The 21,579-nt window shown below is 31.0% G+C and carries 28 protein-coding genes; 26 read left to right on the forward strand and 2 right to left on the reverse strand.

Annotated elements, in window-relative coordinates; genetic code table 11:
- Positions 1 to 67 precede the first annotated feature (67 nt).
- The 13 genes from AN959_RS16210 (at position 68) to AN959_RS21910 (ending at position 8,831) form a co-directional block, all read left to right on the forward strand.
- Complete coding sequence (locus AN959_RS16210; protein ID WP_056832275.1) at positions 68 to 439, forward strand: hypothetical protein; 372 nt, start codon at positions 68 to 70, stop codon at positions 437 to 439.
- Positions 440 to 618: 179 nt separating this feature from the next.
- The gene (locus AN959_RS16215) at positions 619 to 1,005 is read left to right on the forward strand and encodes a hypothetical protein (protein ID WP_056832277.1); all 387 of its coding nucleotides are present in this window, start codon (positions 619 to 621) and stop codon (positions 1,003 to 1,005) included.
- A 219-nt stretch (positions 1,006 to 1,224) separates the two neighbouring features.
- Positions 1,225 to 2,097 carry an AraC family transcriptional regulator gene (locus AN959_RS16220; RefSeq protein WP_056832279.1) on the forward strand — a complete coding sequence of 291 codons (873 nt, stop codon included), beginning with the start codon at positions 1,225 to 1,227 and terminating at the stop codon, positions 2,095 to 2,097.
- Positions 2,098 to 2,402: 305 nt separating this feature from the next.
- On the forward strand, positions 2,403 to 2,762 hold the full coding sequence (locus tag AN959_RS16225) for a hypothetical protein (protein ID WP_056832280.1): 360 nt from the start codon (positions 2,403 to 2,405) through the stop codon (positions 2,760 to 2,762).
- Positions 2,763 to 2,971: 209 nt separating this feature from the next.
- Complete coding sequence (locus AN959_RS16230; RefSeq protein WP_056832283.1) at positions 2,972 to 3,241, forward strand: hypothetical protein; 270 nt, start codon at positions 2,972 to 2,974, stop codon at positions 3,239 to 3,241.
- Positions 3,242 to 3,481: 240 nt separating this feature from the next.
- A complete protein-coding gene (locus AN959_RS16235; protein ID WP_056832285.1) occupies positions 3,482 to 3,967 on the forward strand; it encodes a GNAT family N-acetyltransferase in 486 nt (161 codons plus the stop codon).
- 531 nt (positions 3,968 to 4,498) lie between these two features.
- Positions 4,499 to 4,843: a GNAT family N-acetyltransferase gene (locus tag AN959_RS21775; protein WP_253278935.1), complete on the forward strand. Its 345-nt coding sequence runs from the start codon at positions 4,499 to 4,501 to the stop codon at positions 4,841 to 4,843.
- Between the two features lie 256 nt (positions 4,844 to 5,099).
- A complete protein-coding gene (locus AN959_RS21560) occupies positions 5,100 to 5,891 on the forward strand; it encodes a hypothetical protein (RefSeq protein WP_216598643.1) in 792 nt (263 codons plus the stop codon).
- Positions 5,892 to 6,033: 142 nt separating this feature from the next.
- Positions 6,034 to 6,468 (forward strand): hypothetical protein, encoded by a 435-nt coding sequence (locus AN959_RS16250; RefSeq protein ID WP_253278936.1) that lies wholly within the window; start codon positions 6,034 to 6,036, stop codon positions 6,466 to 6,468.
- Between the two features lie 189 nt (positions 6,469 to 6,657).
- The gene (locus AN959_RS16255) at positions 6,658 to 7,095 is read left to right on the forward strand and encodes a VOC family protein (protein ID WP_056832289.1); all 438 of its coding nucleotides are present in this window, start codon (positions 6,658 to 6,660) and stop codon (positions 7,093 to 7,095) included.
- Positions 7,096 to 7,297: 202 nt separating this feature from the next.
- A complete protein-coding gene (locus tag AN959_RS16260; protein ID WP_056832291.1) occupies positions 7,298 to 7,957 on the forward strand; it encodes a hypothetical protein in 660 nt (219 codons plus the stop codon).
- Positions 7,958 to 8,260: 303 nt separating this feature from the next.
- Entirely contained in the window at positions 8,261 to 8,629 is a 369-nt protein-coding gene (locus AN959_RS16265) for a hypothetical protein (protein WP_056832293.1), read from the forward strand.
- A 73-nt stretch (positions 8,630 to 8,702) separates the two neighbouring features.
- The gene (locus AN959_RS21910; protein ID WP_256363934.1) at positions 8,703 to 8,831 is read left to right on the forward strand and encodes a hypothetical protein; all 129 of its coding nucleotides are present in this window, start codon (positions 8,703 to 8,705) and stop codon (positions 8,829 to 8,831) included.
- An 85-nt stretch (positions 8,832 to 8,916) separates the two neighbouring features.
- Here the strand turns inward: AN959_RS21910 and AN959_RS21425 are convergent, their stop codons facing one another.
- A complete protein-coding gene (locus AN959_RS21425; protein ID WP_172794393.1) occupies positions 8,917 to 9,060 on the reverse strand; it encodes a hypothetical protein in 144 nt (47 codons plus the stop codon).
- Between the two features lie 602 nt (positions 9,061 to 9,662).
- On the opposite strand from AN959_RS21425, the gene AN959_RS21565 reads away from it, so the two are divergent.
- The 10 genes from AN959_RS21565 to AN959_RS16310 all read left to right on the forward strand — a co-directional run.
- Positions 9,663 to 9,875 (forward strand): hypothetical protein (locus tag AN959_RS21565; protein ID WP_216598644.1); only part of this gene is annotated, 213 nt, incomplete at its 3' end.
- A 461-nt stretch (positions 9,876 to 10,336) separates the two neighbouring features.
- Entirely contained in the window at positions 10,337 to 10,423 is an 87-nt protein-coding gene (locus tag AN959_RS20790) for a YjcZ family sporulation protein (protein WP_082461056.1), read from the forward strand.
- Positions 10,424 to 11,853: 1,430 nt separating this feature from the next.
- A complete protein-coding gene (locus AN959_RS16275; RefSeq protein ID WP_056832296.1) occupies positions 11,854 to 12,225 on the forward strand; it encodes a hypothetical protein in 372 nt (123 codons plus the stop codon).
- Between the two features lie 1,002 nt (positions 12,226 to 13,227).
- Positions 13,228 to 14,139 (forward strand): ABC transporter permease subunit, encoded by a 912-nt coding sequence (locus AN959_RS16280; RefSeq protein WP_253278937.1) that lies wholly within the window; start codon positions 13,228 to 13,230, stop codon positions 14,137 to 14,139.
- Positions 14,140 to 14,144: 5 nt separating this feature from the next.
- Positions 14,145 to 15,170, forward strand: a complete 1,026-nt coding sequence (locus AN959_RS16285; protein ID WP_056832300.1) for an ABC transporter permease — start codon at positions 14,145 to 14,147, stop codon at positions 15,168 to 15,170.
- An 890-nt stretch (positions 15,171 to 16,060) separates the two neighbouring features.
- Entirely contained in the window at positions 16,061 to 16,474 is a 414-nt protein-coding gene (locus tag AN959_RS16290) for a hypothetical protein (protein ID WP_056832301.1), read from the forward strand.
- A gap of 156 nt (positions 16,475 to 16,630) precedes the next feature.
- Positions 16,631 to 16,828 carry a hypothetical protein gene (locus AN959_RS16295; RefSeq protein WP_056832303.1) on the forward strand — a complete coding sequence of 66 codons (198 nt, stop codon included), beginning with the start codon at positions 16,631 to 16,633 and terminating at the stop codon, positions 16,826 to 16,828.
- A 190-nt stretch (positions 16,829 to 17,018) separates the two neighbouring features.
- On the forward strand, positions 17,019 to 17,483 hold the full coding sequence (locus AN959_RS16300) for a GNAT family N-acetyltransferase (protein ID WP_053477620.1): 465 nt from the start codon (positions 17,019 to 17,021) through the stop codon (positions 17,481 to 17,483).
- A 323-nt stretch (positions 17,484 to 17,806) separates the two neighbouring features.
- A complete protein-coding gene (locus AN959_RS16305) occupies positions 17,807 to 18,316 on the forward strand; it encodes a DUF3916 domain-containing protein (RefSeq protein ID WP_056832305.1) in 510 nt (169 codons plus the stop codon).
- Positions 18,317 to 18,396: 80 nt separating this feature from the next.
- Entirely contained in the window at positions 18,397 to 18,846 is a 450-nt protein-coding gene (locus tag AN959_RS16310) for a hypothetical protein (RefSeq protein WP_056832307.1), read from the forward strand.
- A gap of 125 nt (positions 18,847 to 18,971) precedes the next feature.
- Here the strand turns inward: AN959_RS16310 and AN959_RS16315 are convergent, their stop codons facing one another.
- On the reverse strand, positions 18,972 to 19,442 hold the full coding sequence (locus AN959_RS16315) for a hypothetical protein (RefSeq protein ID WP_056832309.1): 471 nt from the start codon (positions 19,440 to 19,442) through the stop codon (positions 18,972 to 18,974).
- 348 nt (positions 19,443 to 19,790) lie between these two features.
- Here AN959_RS16315 and AN959_RS16320 point away from each other — a divergent pair, with 348 nt between their 5' ends.
- The 3 genes from AN959_RS16320 (at position 19,791) to AN959_RS16330 (ending at position 21,472) form a co-directional block, all read left to right on the forward strand.
- A complete protein-coding gene (locus AN959_RS16320) occupies positions 19,791 to 20,210 on the forward strand; it encodes a hypothetical protein (protein ID WP_056832311.1) in 420 nt (139 codons plus the stop codon).
- A gap of 237 nt (positions 20,211 to 20,447) precedes the next feature.
- A complete protein-coding gene (locus tag AN959_RS16325) occupies positions 20,448 to 20,708 on the forward strand; it encodes a cold-shock protein (protein ID WP_082461058.1) in 261 nt (86 codons plus the stop codon).
- 92 nt (positions 20,709 to 20,800) lie between these two features.
- A complete protein-coding gene (locus AN959_RS16330; protein WP_056832313.1) occupies positions 20,801 to 21,472 on the forward strand; it encodes a DUF4030 domain-containing protein in 672 nt (223 codons plus the stop codon).
- The last annotated feature ends 107 nt before the right edge of the window (positions 21,473 to 21,579 follow it).

The following is a 21,579-nucleotide window of genomic DNA, read 5'->3' on the forward strand; positions in this document are numbered from 1 at the left end:
GGCTGTTAAACAGCTCTTTTTTCTTGTTCCACTAACGGGGTAGTTTAGTTGAATAAGCGATGTGAAGATGTCAATATTTCCAGATGAAAACGACTTTCTTTCGTTATTCGAATCGGAACCAATGTTATTAGATACAACTACAAAAGACTTGCCATTTTATTATAATGAAGCAACCTACCGATTCTCCAATGGACAGGAAGACTTTGTTATTAAGCTTTGTCCCTCTTATGGTGAAGTTAAAATACAAGTATCTATGCATAGTTCAAATAGATTGTTATCACTTTTAGAGCTGAAACGGGTTGAAAAACTTGAAATTACATCAGATAAGAAAGAACGGACAAGTGTGCTACTAAGAATTGATAATGAGGATTCTCAACAAATGATTGAACTTGATTTTAAGCCTTATTTTAAACAGATTTTTAAAGAACATCTTACTTAGTAAGTTTAATTTCTTATTAAGCTAACGGGTGCTTTAGTTGAAGATCATGAGTTGCATCAGAAACTCATTTTTCTTATTGAACTAACTGTGCAGGTTAGTTCAATTAGCAGGTATATTTGGTATCATATCGAAGTAGTTAATATAAGGGAGTGAGCAGAAAATCATAAAGGGTGAATATGGTGACCAAGAATAAAAAGACTTTAGTCAGTTTAGTATTCTGCTGCTTAGTTATATTAGTTTTAGCCGGATGTGAAAAGACTTTGATTTACGAAGGCGGAAAGTCTGATTGGAAAGTTGTTTACACAATCAGCAATGATGAAAAGAAAATAAGGCGGCAAGTAGTTGAAATTCAGTCTGTTGGGGGAGAACCAAAAAGTGATGTAACCTTCAAAGCAGAATTTCCTAGTTCATCATGCGAACACAATTTTACACTAGATAACAAAGGGTATAAACGAATTTTTTCAGGTTTTTTAGATGTGCCGCGACCTGACAATAAAGATGATTCTTTCCGAGTTTTCATAACTTGGGGTGGCCAAGAGGAAAAAATTGATTTAGAGAGAAAATAAAGAGATAGCTCGAGAATTGTTCAAAGGCGATTTTCTTTTTCACAAATGAACTATTCAATTAACGGGTGCTTTACTACAAGAAGGAGTATAGCTTTTCTCTTATTGAACTTAAACAGCAGCAGTTTAGCCAAAGAAAAGATCAATCCTGCATAACTGTGCACAAAATGTAGGGTGGATAGATTCAGCTCCTGCTATTCTATTAAGGAAGGAGGTCATGAAGTGGATTTGCTTAAGAACATGAATGATGCAATGAAGTATATGGAGGAAAACCTTACTAACGAAATAGATTTAAAGATAGTGGCAAGTATAGCACATTGTTCTGAATATCATTTTAAAAGGATGTTTTCTTTCCTTGCAGGTATTACATTATCAGAATACATCCGCCGTAGACGACTTAGTTTGGCAGCATTAGAGCTTACTAATAGTAACATAAAGGTAATCGATGTTGCGATTAAATATGGATACAACTCACCGGACTCTTTTACTAGAGCTTTTCAAAATTTACATGGTGTAACCCCATCAGAAGCAAGGAAAAATGGACATCAATTAAAAGCCTATCCACTAATGACCTTTCAATTATCAATAAGAGGAGGAAATGAAATGAATTACCAAGTCGAACAAAAAGAGGCATTTAACATAATTGGTATCATGAAAAGAGTTCCAATTATTTTTGAAGGAGAAAACCCAGAAATTACGACAATGTGGAAATCTTTGACTATGGAAGAAATAGATCAATTAAAAAAACTTTCTAATATCGAACCTAAAGGGATGATTCAAGCCTCTACAAACTTTTCTGAAGGACGCATGGAAGAAAAAGGAGAGCTTGATCAGTATATAGGAGTGGCAACAACACAAGAATGCCCCGAAAAATTTTCAAAACTTGAAGTTCCTGCCTTAACATGGGCGATATTTGAATCAACGGGACCTTTTCCTAGTACGCTACAGGAAACTTGGGGAAGGATTTATTCCGAGTGGTTTCCATCTTCCAGTTATCAAGTAACAGAAGGACCCGAAATCTTGTCGATTAAAACCAAAGACTTAACTTCACCGTCTGTGAAGAGCGAAATTTGGATTCCAGTTTTGAAAAAATAAATTTAATTTTAGATCAATGAGCTGTTTTGGCAGCTCTTTTTTTTAAATAGATGGGATGATTGTGAAAGTATACACTTAAACTAACGGATCAGGTTAGTTCAATAAGGATTTTCCTTTTCCGATACTTTAAATTATTTTAAGAACAACTGGTTTTGTTCAATCCTTAGTTTTGGAAATCGGGAAGAATTGGGTGAAGAACGATATACTAACTGTTGAAAAAGCTATTGAAATTATGAGGAAATACATAGAAAGTATAACGAGTCTATATACTAGGCAGTTCTTTATTTTAGAAAGGTGGAGAAATAATGAAAAATGATTTAAGGGATGTTGAGCTAGACATAATTAATACAGATCCTGAATTAGTTGATACTATGTATCTAACTAGTGCATACACACTGGTACACTCAATTAATTTTCACTCTTTAAATAATAAGGACAGAGTGAAAATACAATTTCTATCTGTCAATTCATTATACCAAGGTAATCTTTGTTTCTTTGTAGATGGCGATAATGTTGGGGAAGTATATATTTCAAAAGGAATAACTCAGTTACCCATTCAGTTAGAAATAAAACAACAGTTATCATCGTATTTTCAACCTCATTTTAAAGAGGATCATAATAAGCCGAAAACTGGGATTCAAATCAAAACCGTAGATTCATTATAATGATTATGAAAATCCGCCAATTAGGTAGAAAAATAAATGAAAAGTTTAACAGTACTCGTAATTCAACTAACTGGCGGGTGCTTTAGTTATACAAGTGGCTGCCTGTATGGATAGCTTTTTCTTATTGAACTAAAGATGCAGGTTAGTTCAACAAGGGATTGGATATTTGTGGTAAAATATAGAAGGTAAAATAAAGGGGGAAAAGTTGAATGAATAAGAATTTACAGGCATTTTCGATTATCTTTTTAGGTGTATGTATTGTTATTAGTTCTTGGTTCATTTCTGAGGCTTTGAAGACTAATAATAGTGAGATTGTTGGAAGGCAAAATGAGAAAGTACAAAACGAAAACCGATACGAACATATAATGATAGTTACTGACTATTTTAGAATTTTTGATAAACAAACGGGAGATTACTGGGAACAAATTGGTGGCGGAGATTGGGAGAAAAATACACCTATATTAAACCCTAATAATTAGTAATTACATCACTAACGGGTGCTTTACTTCAAGAAGGAGTGAAGCTTTTTTCTTATTGAACTAACGGAGCAGTTTAGTGTAAAAAAGCAGGTTAGTTAAAGAGTGCTGTTTGTTCTTTGTTCAACAATTGGGCCATATTGATGAACAAGCTTCTTTAACTAAAGAGGTTTAATAAAAATGACTCTTGAATGTATGTTCTTAAAGTAATATGTAATAAAAAACAAAGGAGTAACAACGTCTATGGAAAAAATTGAGTACGTTGAGTTAAAACATTTTTCGAATGAATATTTAGATGTATTAAATTCTTTTGAACTTCCTGAAGAACAAGTGTTTTTCACTGCATTACCAAGCAAAATCTTAGAGGCGACAGAAGGACAACATCGGATTGTTATTTTAAGTGAGAATGAACCTGTAGGTTTCTTTTTATTTCATTCAACTGAACGAGTAAAGGAGTATTCAGATAATCCGAAAGCTATGTTGTTAACTGCCTTATCTGTTAATCATGAGAAGCAAGGAAAAGGTTATGCTAAACAAGGTATGCTCTTGCTAAGCGATTTTGTTAAATCTGAATTTCCTAATTGTGATGAAGTCGTTTTATATGTAAACCATAAAAATCTTCCTGCACAGCTACTGTACTTAAAAGTAGGTTTTAAAGATACAGGTAAGAGAATAATTGGTCCTAAAGGTGAACATTATATAATGAATTTATGGTTGCAAAATACTTGACTTTCGGTGAGCTTTAGTTGAAACTCGTGGGTTGCTAAGGCAACTCTATTTCTTATTGAACTAAAGAAGAAGGTTAGTTGAATAAGGGATTTTCATTTATTCAAAATGTTAGTTGAAATGATAAAGAAAAAATTGTGTGGGTCATAAATTTTTAAAAGGAAAATATTCTTTGAAAATAGTTAGAATTATCTTAGCGATTATTGTAATTGCTTTATCAAGTTATAGTTTGAAAACTGACATAACTGTGTAATGTGGATTGGAAAAATAATTGTAGTTTACTAAAAGAAGGATAGCTAAAAGAAAGGATTATTTTATCTATGATAAAGAATGAAGAGAATTTGAAGTTAAAAATGGTTATAGAGTGCGAAATTGATAATGAACTGACTGAGAATATTCAAAAGTTATTGACTGAGAGTTTTCAGGATATGTATCCAAATAATAGGATTTATTTTAAACAAATTCCTCATTTTAGATTCTAGCTTTAACGAGGAGAAACACCTTCTTGCACAGGTTGGGTTAGATTACCGAGTTATGAATCTTAGTGGAAAAATTATAAAAGTGCTAGGGATAATTGACTTATGTGTTTCACGAGAATCACGTACAAAAGGAATAGCTTCACTTTTACTATTAGAAATTGATAAATACTGTGAAAAGAAGGATATAGATTTTTTACTTTTATTTGCCGACAATAAGACATTGTATTTAAAGAACGGCTACAAATCTGTTAAGAACAAATGTAAATGGTTGAAAATCGATGTTAGAAATCAAACTATACTAGGCATAGGCTATGAAGAAAGAAATGAATTGATGATTAAGAAAATTGGTATGAATGAATGGACTGAAGGAGACTTAGATTTTCTAGGTTATCTCTATTAAGTAAGAGGAAGTTTCCAATTAAAATCAACATTTATAGGTTCATTTTTATTACACAATAGGAACAAACTGTTCATTGATCTTGTTCAACAAACGGGTGCCTAAGTTAAACAAGACCATTAATTAGATGGTCTATTTTTTTGTCCAAAACAAAGCAAATTTCGATGATGCTGTGTGAAATGTTACACTTCAACTAACGAAGCAGGTTAGTTGAAGATGGATAGTATGAATAACTAGCTGTAGATAGGAGGCATGTATATTGAAAATAGATACTTATTCTTTTATCTCATTTATAATTTTGTGGGGAATACCAACTTTCATTGTTGTTAGAGGTTATCTAAAAATGAATTCTGATGATAAAAAATTAGCAATCAATGATTTCAGATCACACCGTTTTATTTTTACAACAGGTTTAATTGTAATTGGTGCTCTTTTTATACATTTAGGGCTTTTATTCACCCTAAGCATAATAAAATTAATTGGGTTCGTTTTCTTTGCTCTAGGAGGAATTTTATTAGCAATTAATAAGTGGAATAAAAGTAAGATCAAAAGTGTCTTAGTGAAAAAAATATTTAAATACACAATTATCGGTATTGCTACTTTCCTTCTTATTTTGCTCGGTTTTTACTACTTAATAATAAGAAGTTGGCAAGGAGAGTTTTTTCAGTACGATAATGGTGTGACAATTGAGGTTTACAATTCAAGTAAACAAGAAATAACAGATTTAAACTTTTATTTTTCATTTTATAAAACTCATGTACATCAGAATTTAGGTAATATCAATAAATTAGAACCAGGAGAAACAACTATTCTATATAGTCATCAAATAAAAGACGTTGGTAATGATAGAAGTCTGTATTTACAATATCCACTTAACAAGAATAAGACAGATGTTGTGAGCCTCGCTTATGTACCGTCTTATAAACCTAGTAAGATAGTAGTCGTTTTAGAAATAACCGGAACTGATAATTATGGGAAACATTTATTTAGGTTAAAAGGGTTTGATGATATAGGACAATTTGAAGTTGATTTGACATCCGCTAGAGAGTGATTGCTTTAATGGTACCAAGGAGTGCTTATTCAACAAACTGGTGGTTTACTTCAAGAAGGGGTAGCATTTTTATTCTTATTGAACTAATGGTGCAGTTTAGTCCAATAAGAATAAAAAAGGACGGTGTCAAATGGAGAAAAATTTGTGGGATTTCAAAAAAATTGGAATCGTAATTATAGTTTTATTGCTTATTATGGTGGGTTTCTTTATCTTTGCTAATGCTAATAGGACTTATTCAGCATCAGACATATTAGGTGATTATGCTGACTTAAATTCAGAAAACCCATTTGTAGACATTGAAAGTATTGATCATGAAACAGAGAATATATTCACATCAATTGAAATTCCAGAAGAAACGCAACAGGAACTTATAGAGGCTTTTAAAAATGCAAAATTCAAAAAAGCAAGTGATGTTTCAAGTGACTACGATTACCGAATCAATATTACATTAAATACAGGATATGCAATGTTTGTTGATTCGGATAAAAAATCACTAATTATTCTTGATACGTATGAAAACTATACAATGGAAAATGATAGTGATTTCTTTCAGATTTTAAAGAATGCTACTAAGTAGTAAGCCTGAATTTTAATTTTTCACTAACGGGTGCTTTACTTCAAGAAGGAGTGAAGCTTTTTTCTTATTGAACTAACGGGGCAGGATTGTTGAAGGAGGATATTTTCTGTTTTAAGTGAAATAGAATTTCAAACAAACTTTACATGAATACAGATATTGAAAATAATAGGAACATAGGAGGTATGAGATATGAAAATCAATAGAATAGATCATGTGAGTATAAACGTAAATAATCTTTCAGAGGCTAAAGCTTTTTTTCTTGATTTAGGACTTCAAGTGCAAGCGGAATGGGAATTGGATGGAGAACAGTTGGACAGAATAGTTGGCCTTAATGATGTTAAAACGGCAGGTGTAGGATTGGGGATGCCAGATGGTGAGGCATGGATAGAGCTAGTTAAATTTTATACGCCGTCAGATGAAAAAGATATTCAGCAACCTTTTGCAAATACGCTGGGTATCCGACATATTTGCTTTGCTGTTGAAGATATTGAAGCTGTTGTTGCAAAATTGAAAAAGAGGGGTACGGAAATCTTTAGTGAGATACAGCAATATGAAGAAAGTTATAAGTTATGCTACGTTCGTGGTCCAGAGGGAATTATTTTAGAGTTGGCGGAGAAAATCAGATAAATATTGAATGGTACTTTAAATGATTTGACTTCCAACTTTAAAGATTTCTTCTTAAACTAGCGGGTGCTATAGTAGAACAAGTAACTACCTATAAGGGTAGCTTTTTCTTATTGAACTAACGCAGCAGTTTACTAAAAGAAGAAGGATATTGTGGGGACTTTTTAGTGGATTTTTGACATACCTTCTTAACAGGAGGGATTATGTGTTAAAAAGGATATTGATTATTACTGGAATACTTATAGTGGGGATAGCATCATTTAGCCTGTTAAATATGCCTTCAGAAGTTGATACTGCTGTTGCGAATAAGGAGGAACCAGAACCTTTTTCTACTAAAGAACGAGAACTACATGTTTCTACATTGAATACGGTAACTGAAAAAATTCATGAGAAATATGGAGATTTGGAATTTGCTGTAAGTTCGAACTCGGAGATAGAATTGAATGTAAAAGTTAAAGAGAATGAAGAATATTTTTATTCAGTAAAAAAGGATATTGAGTCCATTGCAAAAAATGTAATTAAATCTTCCACATTAAAAGACTATACAGTTATTGTAGAAAGAATGGATTTATCTTTAATTTCCGAAGAAGCTGAAAATGCAAACAAAGAACTTTTACATTTAGCATCGAGTTTAATGGAAGGTCTTAAACATAACGACGTATTCGGAAATATAAATACTGAGTATCAAAAATCCATTACCATTCAAACTTCAATAAAAGGTTCAGATAAAGATGCACATAAGTTAGCAATGGAAATTGATGAGACAGTGAATGAAATCCTACATTCTAAGAAACTAAATTCTGTATCTAATATTTACTCTTATAAAATTAAAATATTGAATTCCAAAGGGGAAGTAGTAAATTAGTCAATTTATTGGCTAAACAATATTGGCACACCTTCTTCAACTAACGGGTGCTTTAGTTAAACAAGACCATCATTTCGATGGTCTGTTTTTATGTCCAAAACATCAAGTAGATTTCGGCGATCCATTGTGAAATGTTACACTTAAACTAACGCAGCAGGTTAGCTGTACAAGTTATAATTTAATGGTTTAAAGTTATAGAGCATTTCTTTGAATGAGGAATGCTTTTTATTTTTGCTTAAAACAAAACCCTGCAATAAAAATANTACCGATAGTTATATTATATATAATTTAAAGGAGGCCCTAATGGATATAAGTGAGATTATGAAAAAAATTAATGAAAACATGGACAAAATGGATTTAGTAGCTGCCAGAAGATTGATAGAGCATAATTTAGATTTAATAAATGAAAACAGACATCTTCTTCGAAGAAACGCAAGATCCTTATTTGAAATACTTCATAATACGGAATCAGTAATCAATACATTAAATCGTAGAGAGATGAATGTTATTTACTCAATTAATGCTCATGCTTCTAACTTTGATATTCGGGCATTAAAGCTTGCAATTAAAAATAATAGTGAACTTTTAGTTAGAAGAGGTATAAAACACTACTTAAATGAAGATGCAAAAACTTTATTAGCTGGTATGAATGTCATTAACGCTGATGAATAAATGATTGTTTAGAACGTCCACACGGGCGTTCTTTTTATTTGTATTAGATAGAGAAAATAAGGGGGATATGTGAATGACATCGGAGGGGAAAACAATGCTTAATCTAACGGGGCAGTTTAGTTTGAATAAGAGAAGTGGAGATGGAATTTCGCATTTGACAAAAAAATTTAACCAATTGAAAATGACGCTAATGGATTGTTAAATGAAGTATCACATATTTTAATTATAGTAGATGATTCATTGCTTTAAAGCTATTTCGTCTCTAAAGGTTACTTGGATCAAAAATTTTATGTTTCATTCTCGTCTTTTAAAAGAGCCAGTGCTTCACGAAGGAGAATTATATCTTGAAGAATTTGTTTTTTTACTGATTCATTAGGACACTTGTCATAGTCAAATAACAATTGATTGAGTTCCTTTGTTAAGAGTTCCATAAGCTTATTCTCCTTCAAGGCAGGTCTTAGTTAGTAGTATGAACTATTTTCCTTAAAAGAAAAAGTAAAAAGGTATTTTACATACTTCTTTTTAATGTAAAGGCGATTCAAATATAGATAACTGGATTGGAAATGGAAATACAAATAAAAAAGACCTTCCTCTTATACCTAAAGTTGATAATCAGTTTTAGATGGAATAGTGAAAAAAAAGAGTAGCTTTTGCTACTCTTTTTTCAAATAAATTTTAAGAAATAGATTCCATATTTACCAGGTTCCATTTAAAAGTTTCGAATTAGATTATTTGTTTTTTATCAAGAATACGTATTTCTACTTTTGTCTTTAACACAATTCTCGTAGGAATTATATTTGAAATAGTGAACTACACATGAATGTTACATATAATTTATTAATTTTATTATGTACAAGTAAGGTCATACGTACAGTTAGTGGGAGAAATTCTAAATATAATGAGTAAGTGAAACCAAATTAACACCTATATTCTATGTACCTCATCGCAAAGAATATTCTCTATCTTAAACAATTTCCTATCGCTATTTGACTATTTATATATTTTATTACTATTAAGCAAAGGAGGGGAGAAAATGGCTAATGACAGTAAACATAGTAAACATAATAAACATAATAAACATGATAAACATGAAACACTAAATGCATTAGATAAAAGAGTATCAACACTGGAAGAGTTATATGAGAATATGGAAAAGCAACAAGAACTATTGAATGAAATTCTATTGCAAATTAGAAAAAATCCTCGACAATCAGAATCACTTTTTAATATTTTGAAAGATTTAGACNTACTATTAAGCAAAGGAGGGGAGAAAATGGATAATGACAGTAAACATAATAAACATAATAAACATAATAAACATAATAAACATGATAAACATGATAAACATGATAAACATGATAAACATGATAAACATGAAACACTAAATGCATTAGATAAAAGAGTATCAACACTAGAAGAGTTATATGAGAATATGGAAAAGCAACAAGAACTATTGAATGAAATTCTATTGGAAATTAGAAAAGATCCTCGACCATCAAAATCACTTTTTAATATTTTGAAAGATTTAGAATTGGATATGGAGAAAATTATAAAGGTTGCTACATTTATTTGGCGTATATATACCGATAGTAATGAAGAGAAAATTTAATTATTTTTGTTCGGCAAGATAGTTGTCCATATTATTTCTGTTTAACAAGAATAGTTTAATAAAGTAAGCTTACAAAATTTTTTTAAGGAGTGTGAATTATGACTAATAGCGGCGGATACGGTTCTAGCTTTGTATTGATCGTTGTATTGTTTATTTTGTTAATTATTGTTGGAGCATCATTTTAATAAACATTAATAAATATAAGTTGTTAGAAATGAGAAAGAAGCTGATTTATAAATCAGCTTCTTTCTATGGAAATTGTGAAGATTTATACTTAAACTAGCCTAATATACGAACAGGAAAATAAGGTGTTCTTTTAGGAAACTTCCAAGTTGTAAATAATGCTTCGCATTGTACTTACAAAAAAGAACAAGTGTGAAGAATTAATCGAAACCGGAGATTAGAAAGTAGTATTCTTCGCACTTGTCATATTCAACAGTAGCCCCTTATATCAAATAAATGAAAGGAAATTTGAAGCTTAGCTATAGGAGTAAATATTACTTAATACTTCTTTGCAAATACCTTGTATATATTTATCTTTGAAATTTTTGGGACTTACCAACTTGTCATATGTACGATCTTGAAACAATTGATACGCCATAAGTTGCTCATAAACTTTAAAAACTCAAAAAACGGGTCATCCATTAGGTGATGATGTATTAAATGCTTTTTATAATTTTTCATCTCTTTTAAATGGCTGATTTTATAAAATTATTTACATTGTTATTCAACTAACGGGTGCTTTAGTTGAAGAAGGAACACTAAAATAATCACGTATAAGGAACAAAAAAGACTAGAACCAATATCAGACTTTCCCGACTGATATGGATCTAGTTATTAAAGTATAGGCAGCAAAAGGGTGTTTAATTCAACTGGAGGACGAATCATGAGGTTAGGTGATTCCCCATAGTTGCTTTATAGAGTATTCCCAATATTAAGCTGTATTTAGGCAAGAGCCTAAAGGAAGTGTCACATTTCGAACAAGATGGGGCACAAAGTGCAACATTCGTCAAAACAAAAAAGCTTCTCGTAAGATACTAGAGAAAAAAAGTGGATATGAGAAAAGTAGTTAATCTACTGTCACTGAGTCGCATCCTTATTTAATTTCTTTTTAAGTTTGTTAAATTTAGTGGTTAAATAGTGAATCTGTTTTTGCATCTCTTATGATGGTGTTTTTCTAATAAATCAAAAGAGAAATCACATTTTTAAAGTTAGATACACTACGCCGCATAGTGGTTGTGAAAAAATTCATAACTAAATATTTTTTTAACTTTGGGTAAAATTTCTATATCAATTTTGTATGTATCAGAATAGTATAATTTGAAAGCAAACGTTAAAATGTCTTTTTTTCGTTTTCTTTTAAAACATACATCTGGGGACTGTCAGGGTCAGGCAGTCCCTTTTATTTGGCAAGGTTTATCAGCTTATCAATTATCACGGCGTCCATTAAGGTACGCCTTTTAGCGCCCATGGTCTTCTTTGTGTTTAAATAGATATATCTTTTTTCTCTACAATTAAAGTATTTATACCTATAAATTGGAAAATCATAAAAACAATTAATAATTATCTGCTTATACCGATAGTTATATTATATATACGTTAAAGGGGATTCCTAATGGATATAAATGAATTGATGAAAACAATAAATGAAAGCATGGAGAAATTGGATCTGATTTCTGCCAGAAGATTAATCGAAAACAATTTAGATTTAATTAGTGATAACAGGCATCTTCTTAGAAGGAATGCAAGGTCGCTATTTGAAATACTAAAAAATAATACGGAGTCAGCAATCAACACTTTGTCTCGTAAAGAAATGAATGTTATTTATTCTATTAATGCTCATGCTTCCAATTTTGATATTAGGGCATTAAAACTTTCTATTAAAAATAATCCTGAACTGTTAGTGAGAAAGGATATAAAGTACTATCTTAATGAGGATGCAAAAACTTTATTAACGGGAATCAAAGTGATTAATGATGATGAATAAATGTTATTCGAAAAAAATATATAATTGAGAACGTCCATACTAATAGAGTCGAAGTGTTATAAATGGACAATAATCAAAAAGAAGAGGTAAATCAATTAATAGAGGCATTGCTGTAGAAGATGCCTCGAGGAAAAGTAATGGATAGATTAAATCAAATACTACATATGCCTAATGAAAACTTTGATGAGCTGGCAGAATATTGCCGTATACTAGATGAAAGAGAAACCACCAACCGTTAATAATTCGGAAGGTGGTTGTTTTTTAGTTAGCTTTTAGAACTAACGCAGCAGTTTAGTTGAACAAGGGTTGGTAGGAATCAGCCTGTAAAGGATATAAATATCGAAGAGGCAATAGCAATTTAAGTTAATGACAAGTTAAATAAACCATATATAAAAATTTTGAATGAACTTAGGATAAGTTTCAGAGATTGAGCTACCATGAAAATAAATTTCTCCTTCTAAATCGTTAAATAATGAGGAGAGCGTGCATTAATAAGTCTATGGGTTTCGGTGGACTATTATTATAGACAACTTTTAACCTTTCATTCTCTGTGGTGCAGTACTATTTTGAGCTGCATGGATTGCTATACGGGTGCATTATTCAAGTAGAGAAACGTCCTTAATACGTTGCTCCTTTTACATTTAAATTTACTCCTGATAATACTCCTTCATTAATCTTCCGTATAACTGAGCGTAAAACCTGGTAGTTTCACTTTTCTCATGACTCATAAGACTTTGTATGACTTCCTAAGGGCTCCATCACTCACAAATGAGTTGCATTGCTGTACTTTAAGTGATGAATTATTATTGAAAGCTATGTCAAAAAGCCAATGAAATTTAAGGGGACACTTTAAATGTCCGGTGAGTAAAGGTATCAACAAGGTCGACTTAAAAGAAGCAGTTAATAAATTGTGTTAACAAGTAAATATTCAGTGATTGAATCGAAACAGGTAATTTATGAAGTTGAATCAGTAGGTTGAAAATACTATCTCTTAGTTTATAATTGAAAGTATACATAATGGTTATTATTGGGAATGAGGGGATTCTGATCAGTGTTATATGGGATAATATTTGTCGTTTTATTTGCGTAGTTATTGGTTTAATTCTCCTAAGTGCCTTTGTAGGGGTATTTATGAATGGACTTCAATTGGATTTTAATTCATATATAGACATAGTTCTTCTTATCATTAAATCATTAATTCTTCCACAAACTATAGAATTCACAGGACCAACAGGATTTGAGTATTCTATATTTACAAACTTCTGGGATTCCTACTTATATTCTGCATATATATTTCTTGCTGCATTATTCTTATCAATAGTACTAGGTATCTTCGTTGCTTATCTAACTACATTATTACCTAAAAAAATTAACTTGTTTACTATAAGAACTGCCTCACTATTAGAGTCGTTACCAGACTTGTTTATAATTATAGTAATTCAGTTTTCTGTTTTATTTTATTTTAAACAAACTGGGATCCAATTGTTTTCAATTGTTGGTACGGCCCAGAATAGATCCTATATACTACCAACAGTAGCTTTGACGTTAATCCCATCTTTAATGATTTATAAAGTTGTTCTTTTCCTGGTGAATGAAGAATTGAAGAAATCATACGTACAATTAGCAAAGAGTATAGGTTTCAACAAATCTCAAGTATTTTTCATTCATGTTTTAAGAAATATTACTCCAAGTATTATTCTGCAAAGTAAGTCTGTCATCATAATTTTGTTATCTTCCATGGTAATCTTTGAAAAACTTTTTAATATAAATGGAATTTTCACGTTTTTAATAACTTATCCAGAACCTGAAATCATTGCTTTTACACTTATTATGATTTATTTGCCTATCTTTATAGTTAATACATCGCTGATTGAATATATTCATAGAAAAACAGGGCAAAGATTGGAATGGTGATTTAAATGAGTATAGCGAAGAGAACTTTTCGAAATAAACTATTCCTATTTGGATTTATCATAATCAGCGGCCTATTGTTAGCTAGCATTTTATATTTTATAATTTATCATGATCGTATACCTACGGCTCCATTATTGTTTGATAATAACGGGAAACCAATACCAGCACCGTATAGTGGAATACTTTATCCACCCTTTGGTACTGATAACTTTGGAAGAAATATTGCAATAGTGATGCTTATAGGTGCGAAATATACTATATTTGCAGCTATTGCTATTACACTAATAAGAGTTGTCCCTTCTATATTTTTTGGATTTCTTATTCATTATTACTTAGGAAAATTCAAGAAACCAATTAAATACATTGCTGATTCTATTAATTATTTTCCAGTTACCCTTTTTGCTTTTTTAATATTAAACTGGATAAGTTTTGAATCGATATTAATGCAAGAAGGTATTTATTCGATTTGGGAATTAGTATTAATATATATTTTAGTTCTATCTGTTTTTTTTATTCCTTTCAATTCAGTATTAATTGCAAATGAAGTCCAACTAATAAGTAAGATGGAATTTATTGAATGCTCTCGAACTTTAGGGGCAACCACATGGCATATCATTTCAAAGCATATTAGAACTTTTTTAGTTCCAAAGTTATATTTAATTTTAATAAAAGAGTTTATGCAGTCACTCATTCTCATGGCTCACTTAGGTGTATTGAAAGTATTTATTGGGGGAATCACTTTTAAAGAAGATTTATTTGGGATATCTAGACCTGTTTCTCCATCAAGTGAATGGGCAGGTACCTTAGGAATGTGGTGGAGTTTCCTATGGACTTCATATCCTTGGATATCGTTAATACCTATAATCCTATTAACTGTTTTAATATTAGCTGCAAAATGTATATTAGATGGATTACAAAATGTTTTGTTAACAGATGAGCGGGTAGCAAAAACTGTAGATGAAGACTTAAATGTGAAATTTAAAAATCTGAGTGCATTTCAGTTACTTAAAAACAAAAAAAATTCAGAATGATTTTTCTAAGTTTAAAGCAACTTGTAAATGGTATTATTGCTGTCGTCTCCCCTACATCAAATAAAAGAAGTTTCATCTCAAATAGATATTTATATTAAAATAACAATAATTTTTGTGAAGGAATATACTTCAACTAACGGGGTAGTTTAGTTTAATTAGAGGAAATACTTCAGCGGTGAAGAATGTATTAGAGAGCATTCCTTAATGCACTGGACCTCATTATTAGATACAAAACAAACAATGGAAGCCCAGTACAACGTGGTGAGTTTTTTTGTAAACAGCCTAGTCAGCAATTTGGCTAACGGACTTTCGAGGTATAACTAATAAGCCAAATTTCCTGATAGAGAAATTTGGCTCTTTTTGAGAGGTTAACTCTATTTTTGATCTATTCTGCTTATGCAAAACAAGTAATGGCAGAAATGCGACAATAGATAGCTATTTTTATATGATAAGATTCAACTCTTTTGTTAACGGCAGGATATTTTGGCTAAACGTCGTATTTCATCGCTTAGTTTTCGCATGCTGGTAGAGCCTAAAGGTGTAGTCAACACTGGTGAAACTAATTTAAAACTAACTGCTGAAAATAACATATGGATTTAGACCAATAATTCAGTTACTTTCTTTGGATCAACTTATAAAAGGAAGTAGTTACATATTTTCCGTAATCGGGAGCGATTCATTAATAAGAATCGCTTTTCTTATAGAACTAACGGGTGCTTTAGTTAAACAAGACCATCATTTTGATGTTCTATTTTTTTATCCAAAACATCAAGTCGATCTCAGAAATCTATTGTGAAATGTTACACTTAAACTAACGTAGCAGAATACTTTAATAAGCCATACCGGCATAATAACCTTTAAATGATTTTTTTGATTGGAGATGTAGGTTAATGATTACAATTGCAGATGCTGAAAACCACCTTAAAAATAGAATTGGTGAAATCACAAATGATGGGCAAAAAATATGGGAAGAGTTTAAGTCATTCGCAAAAGAAGCTGTTGTAGGTGAAGAAGAAAAAACCATATTATTTCAGTGTGGGGTGTATGACTTCACAGGTGAAAAGCTATTTTATTATGATTTTATTAGACAGTTCACTGATGGAAATGGTGATATTCAACAACTACATTGTGAATTCGTTTTTGAACCAATTAAAGAGTTAAAGAAATTAGAAGCATCAGAATGGTATTTTGACACAGATGGTGAAATAGAAGATTTTTTTAATGAAATAGAAAAACTAGATGAATTCAAAATTCCATTGAACCATACCCCACTTCGATTTAATTTATATCAAGAAGAGGCTTAACACTTTTCACTAACGGGTGCTTTAGTTAAAGAACATGGGTTGCTTAGGCAGCCCTTTTTTTCTTAATAAACTAACGCGGCAGTTTAGTTCAACAAGGAGGGATATTTGACAGAGCGGCGAAATAGTAAATAAAGTTGAATTGTAAAGGGGTATTATATGTCCAAGTATATTAGTATATTCTTCTTAACATTAATGGCTAGTGTAATTTTATTTTTTCTATTTGCTGGTGTATTTGATGGCGGTGATAATACCGAAGTAGCGGTTTATACATTTGGTACAATAATCGTTTTACTTCTATCATATTTGATTTCAATCATGTACTTTTTAATAAATTTATTAAAAAGGAAAATTTAGTTCTACTTTTCACTATCGGTGCTTTACTTCAAGAAGGAGTAAAGCTCTTTTTTCTTATTGAACTAACGGGGCAGGTTAGCTTAATAAATATCAGATTTTGAATAGTTTATTTTAAATTTAGAAATATGTTATTATTTCACATAAGAGTATATTGCTTTAAATAATTTTAAAAGAACTTTGGAGGAACAATATGAATATAAAGTTAGCTACGCTAGAGCAAGTTAATCAAATAGAAATTTTATATCAAGAGCTTTTTTTTAAAATGTCAAACTTTCAGCCCAAATATATAAAGCCTGCAAAGCAGGATGTAGAGTTTATAAGGAAAACAATCAATGAAAAGGATTCGGATATTTTATTAGCTGAAATTGATAACTGTACTATAGGTTTTTTACTTATTCAAGAACTAATCACACCATCATATACGTGTTTGGTTGAACATAAATACGCATTTATTCCAGATATAATTGTTGGAACCAAATATCAATCTCAAGGAATTGGTTCAGCTTTGTTATTAGAAGCAAAAAAATGGGCTGAAAATCGAAATTTAGATTACTTAGAGTTGAATGTACTGTCTGAAAATATTGGTGCTATTACTTTATATGAAAAGCAAGGATTTATAGATGTGAGCCATACAATGCGCTATGAATTTAATTGAAAAGACATAGGGAGTATTAGTATGTTAAGAAACTAATTAATTCTGTTCAGTAATTGGGTCGTATTGTTAAAAATCAGAAGGAATTTTTGAGAAGGAAGTTGAAATTAATGATATTCTTCAACTAACGGGTGCTTTAGTTAAGAAGACCTTCTTTTGAAGGTCTTTTTTTTACGTCCAAAACATCAAGTATATTTAGGTGATCCATTGTGAAATGTTACACTTAAACTAACGCAGCAGGTTAGTTGAAGAAGGAAACGGGGACAAAAAATTATTTACTAAACAAAAAAAGGTAAATTTGAATGGAAAATAGATAGGAGATAAAAATGCGTAATAAGAAGTTAAGGGGTTTAAAGCGAAAAACGAGAAATATGATAAAGCGAATCTGGGAGAAAACTTCTGATTTTCCTTTGGATTTTTATAATGGGTATTGGCATCTTCATTTACCAGTTGCCCAAGCTTTTATTGATTCCGACAGGACTCCTTTTGGAATTAAGAGACTTTGTGTTCAAACTTTATTAGAACGAGTTAAACATTTGATTGAAATCAAACCAAATACACCTGATAAGTGTCGAGTGGTTGTTTATATTAGTTTTCAAGCATTGTTTGATTCTCAAATTATAGTGTTTGTTGGTGATTCTCACTTCGGCTGGTTCTTTAATAGAAATGACGAATTTCAAAAATGGATTCCCCTGTCCAAAGAAAGAAGTTTTGAGAATGATTGGGGAATAAATATCCCCAAAGATATGGATGTCTTAGGATTTGAAGAAGAAATAACCGATGAAGACAGTGATGTTTATAGAAGAGATATTTGGTTTATTGGTGAATTAGAGTAGGCTAAATAATTCTTCTTCAACTAACGAAGCAGTTTAGTTGAATAAGTAATTAAAGTAAAATAAGGTAGGGGTGTTAATTTATGAATTATCGTTTGTACTTTGCTGTACCTACATTTACGTTTGATGAAAATGACAGCTTTCCAATGACAGATAACTATGTATATTGGATTCCATTGATGGAATATTTCTTAAAAGGATCAGACACCATAGAAATACATTCATGGTACGATGAAAAACATGTAATAGAAGAAATCATTTACTTATCCAATCTCACGGAAATACCAACGGAACATAAATTAACTTGCTATAAAGGCAAATTAAACCCCATAATTGTAGAGCATATTTTGAGAAACAACGTAACCACCAACGGAAGACTAAAGTGGTTCTCCATTTTTTTAAGTAAAGAGGGGCAATCCATTTTTAGCTCAGAGCATTGGGGAACGGAATTCTTTGCACATGCTGTTAATAAAAATGATATTTCTTTCATTAAATCAATTATGCCAAATGATACTAATTTTCATATACAATAATTGCTAACAAGTGCTTTAGTTAAACAATTGGCTGCCTGTAAGGGTAGCTTTTTCTTGTTGAATTAACGGGGCAGTTTAGTTGAAGAATAAGGGGAGGGATAGTGAGAAAAATTTAATTCTCACTATTATTGAAATTCTACTGCGACTGTTGGTTCGTACTCACTCAGCACATCAATTATATAGTCTGAAGTAATATATAAATGATGTTCAGCTTTGGGTTGTAGAACAGCCCTAGCGGGAAAAATATTGTCATACCAAGATAAAAAACTAGAGTTTTCAACTTTATAAAAAGTAGGTTCAAAAGTAAGTTTACTTAGTCCTTCTTTTTCTCTATCTTTACCCACTTTTGATATTAGTTCTTCAATATCTGGCCTTGTCATCTCATCAAAGAAACGAAATGTGATGATTGCATATTTTTGGGACTTTTTATTTTCGTAAGTAAAAGTATATTTCTTTGAATGCTTTGCATCTTCAACAACGAGTACAAAATCTTTGCGATAGTGCATTTCATAAAAAAGTAACTCGTTATAAAATCTGCTAAACTGAATTTCTTTTGCTTTAATAGGTTCCCAAACAATTAGTTTTTCTATACTCATTAATCCATCTCCTCATATAATAGGTTAAATAACAATTGTATATATTATTATAATTCGTATTTTAGAGGATTATAGCACAAATAGGAAAAATTGTTTTTATCTGTTAGGTCTCATATCCAGAATAATGTGTAAAAAAGAGAAGGTACTTGTTCAAAAAACATGTGCTTTAGTTAAACAAGATTATCATTTGGATGATCTATTTTTTTGTCCAAAACAAAGTAAATTTCGGTGTTCATGTGTGAAATATTACACTTAAACTAACGCAGCAGGTTAGTTGAAGAAGAAGGTTTTTTTGCGAATGTGTTGAATAAGTTAATATATGTAAATTATTGAACAAAGGGGAGAATCATGAAAGTAATTTATACTAGTTTATTTACTGTACTCGGACTATTATTTTTATCAGGATGTACCAATCAACAAGTAGTTAATGATACTAAGCAATCAGTAAAGATTGAGGAAGAAGTGGAAAGTGACCATTTAAATGTTAGAGAAAACGAAACCTATACTGTTCCATTTAAGATTAGTGAAATTAATAGTGATTTTGCTAACTTGAATGATAGTGCTTCAGATACTCCTCTTAGAGGGGTGAGGTATGAAGTATCGTTGTTTTCTGAAAAAGAACTCACAAATGAGGAAAGAATATCTTTTAACTTTGAAGTTGTAACTGATTCTTCTTTATTGAAAGAATCATTGGGACCAATTCAACCCTTGGGTTTGAGAGAATCATTGGGACCAATACAAACAGACACACTTGATGGTTACTTATAAACCCTTGTCTTTGAAACAATGTATAGAGATTACTCCAAGGAAGAACTTGAAAAGCTAAATAAAGAACGCAACTTTCAAATTACCCTTAAATATGAAGGTGTAATTAAAAAAGTTGAGTTTTTATAATCCTTATTCAATTAACAGGTGCTTTACTTCAAGAAGTAGTGAAGCACTTTTCTTATGGAACTAAAGGGGCAGTTTAGTTGAGTAAAAAAATGAATTGGAGGTCGAACAGATATGAAACGAGAGGGAATTGTTAAATGGTTTAAAGAAGAAAAGGGTTATGGTCGTATTATGCTTGACGGTGAGGATGGAAATCATGTTTTTGTTCATTTCAGTTCGATTTTACCTGATAAAGAAAGATTTCCGAATGGATTCATATTCCTTAAACAAGGTCAAAAAGTATCCTTTGATTTAATTGAAAACCCAAATTCTACTGACCAAAAGCAAGTTGCAGAAAATGTAATCATTATCTCTGACTTAAAAAAATCTTATTAAACTAACGGGTGCTTTACTTCAAGAAGGACATTGTGTTTTTCTGGGGACTTTTTGGTGGATTTATGACATACCTTCTTAACAGGAGGGATTATATGTTAAAAAGGATATTGATTATTACTGGAATACTTATAGTGGGAATAGGATCATTTAGCCTGTTAAATAAACCTTCAGAAGTTGATACCGCTATTGCTAATAAGGAGGAACCAAAACCTTTATCTACTAAAGAACGAGAACTACATTTTTCTACATTGAACGAGGTAACTGAAAAAATCCATGAGAAATATGATGAGTTGGAATTTGGTGTAAGTTCAAACTCGGAGATAGAATTGAGGGTACAAGTTAAAGAGAATGAAGAATATTTTAATTCAGTAAAAAAGGATATTGAGTCCATTGCAAAAAATGCAATTAGATCTTCCACATTAAAAGACTATACAGTTGTTGTAGAAAGAATGGATTTATCTTTTGTTACCGAAGAAACTGAAAATATAAACAAAGAACTTTCACATATAGCATCGACTTTAATGGAAGGTCTTAAAGATTACGACGTATTCGGAAATATAAATACTGAGTATCAAAATGAGTATCAAAAATCTATTACCATTCAAACAACAATAATAGGTTCAGATAAAGATGCACATAAGTTAGCAATGGAAATTGAAGAGACAGTGCATGAAATCCTACATTCTAAGGAACTAAATTCTGTATCTAATATTGACTCTTATGAAATTAAAATATTGAATGCCAAAGGGAAAGTAGTAAATTAGTCAATTTATTGGCTAAACAATATTGGTACCCCTTGTTCAACTAACGGGTGCTTTAGTTAAACATGGTGCCTGTATGGGTAGCTTTTTCTTATTGAACTAACGGGGCA

The organism is Psychrobacillus sp. FJAT-21963 (genome assembly GCF_001420585.1).
Taxonomy (GTDB): Bacteria; Bacillota; Bacilli; order Bacillales_A; family Planococcaceae; genus Psychrobacillus.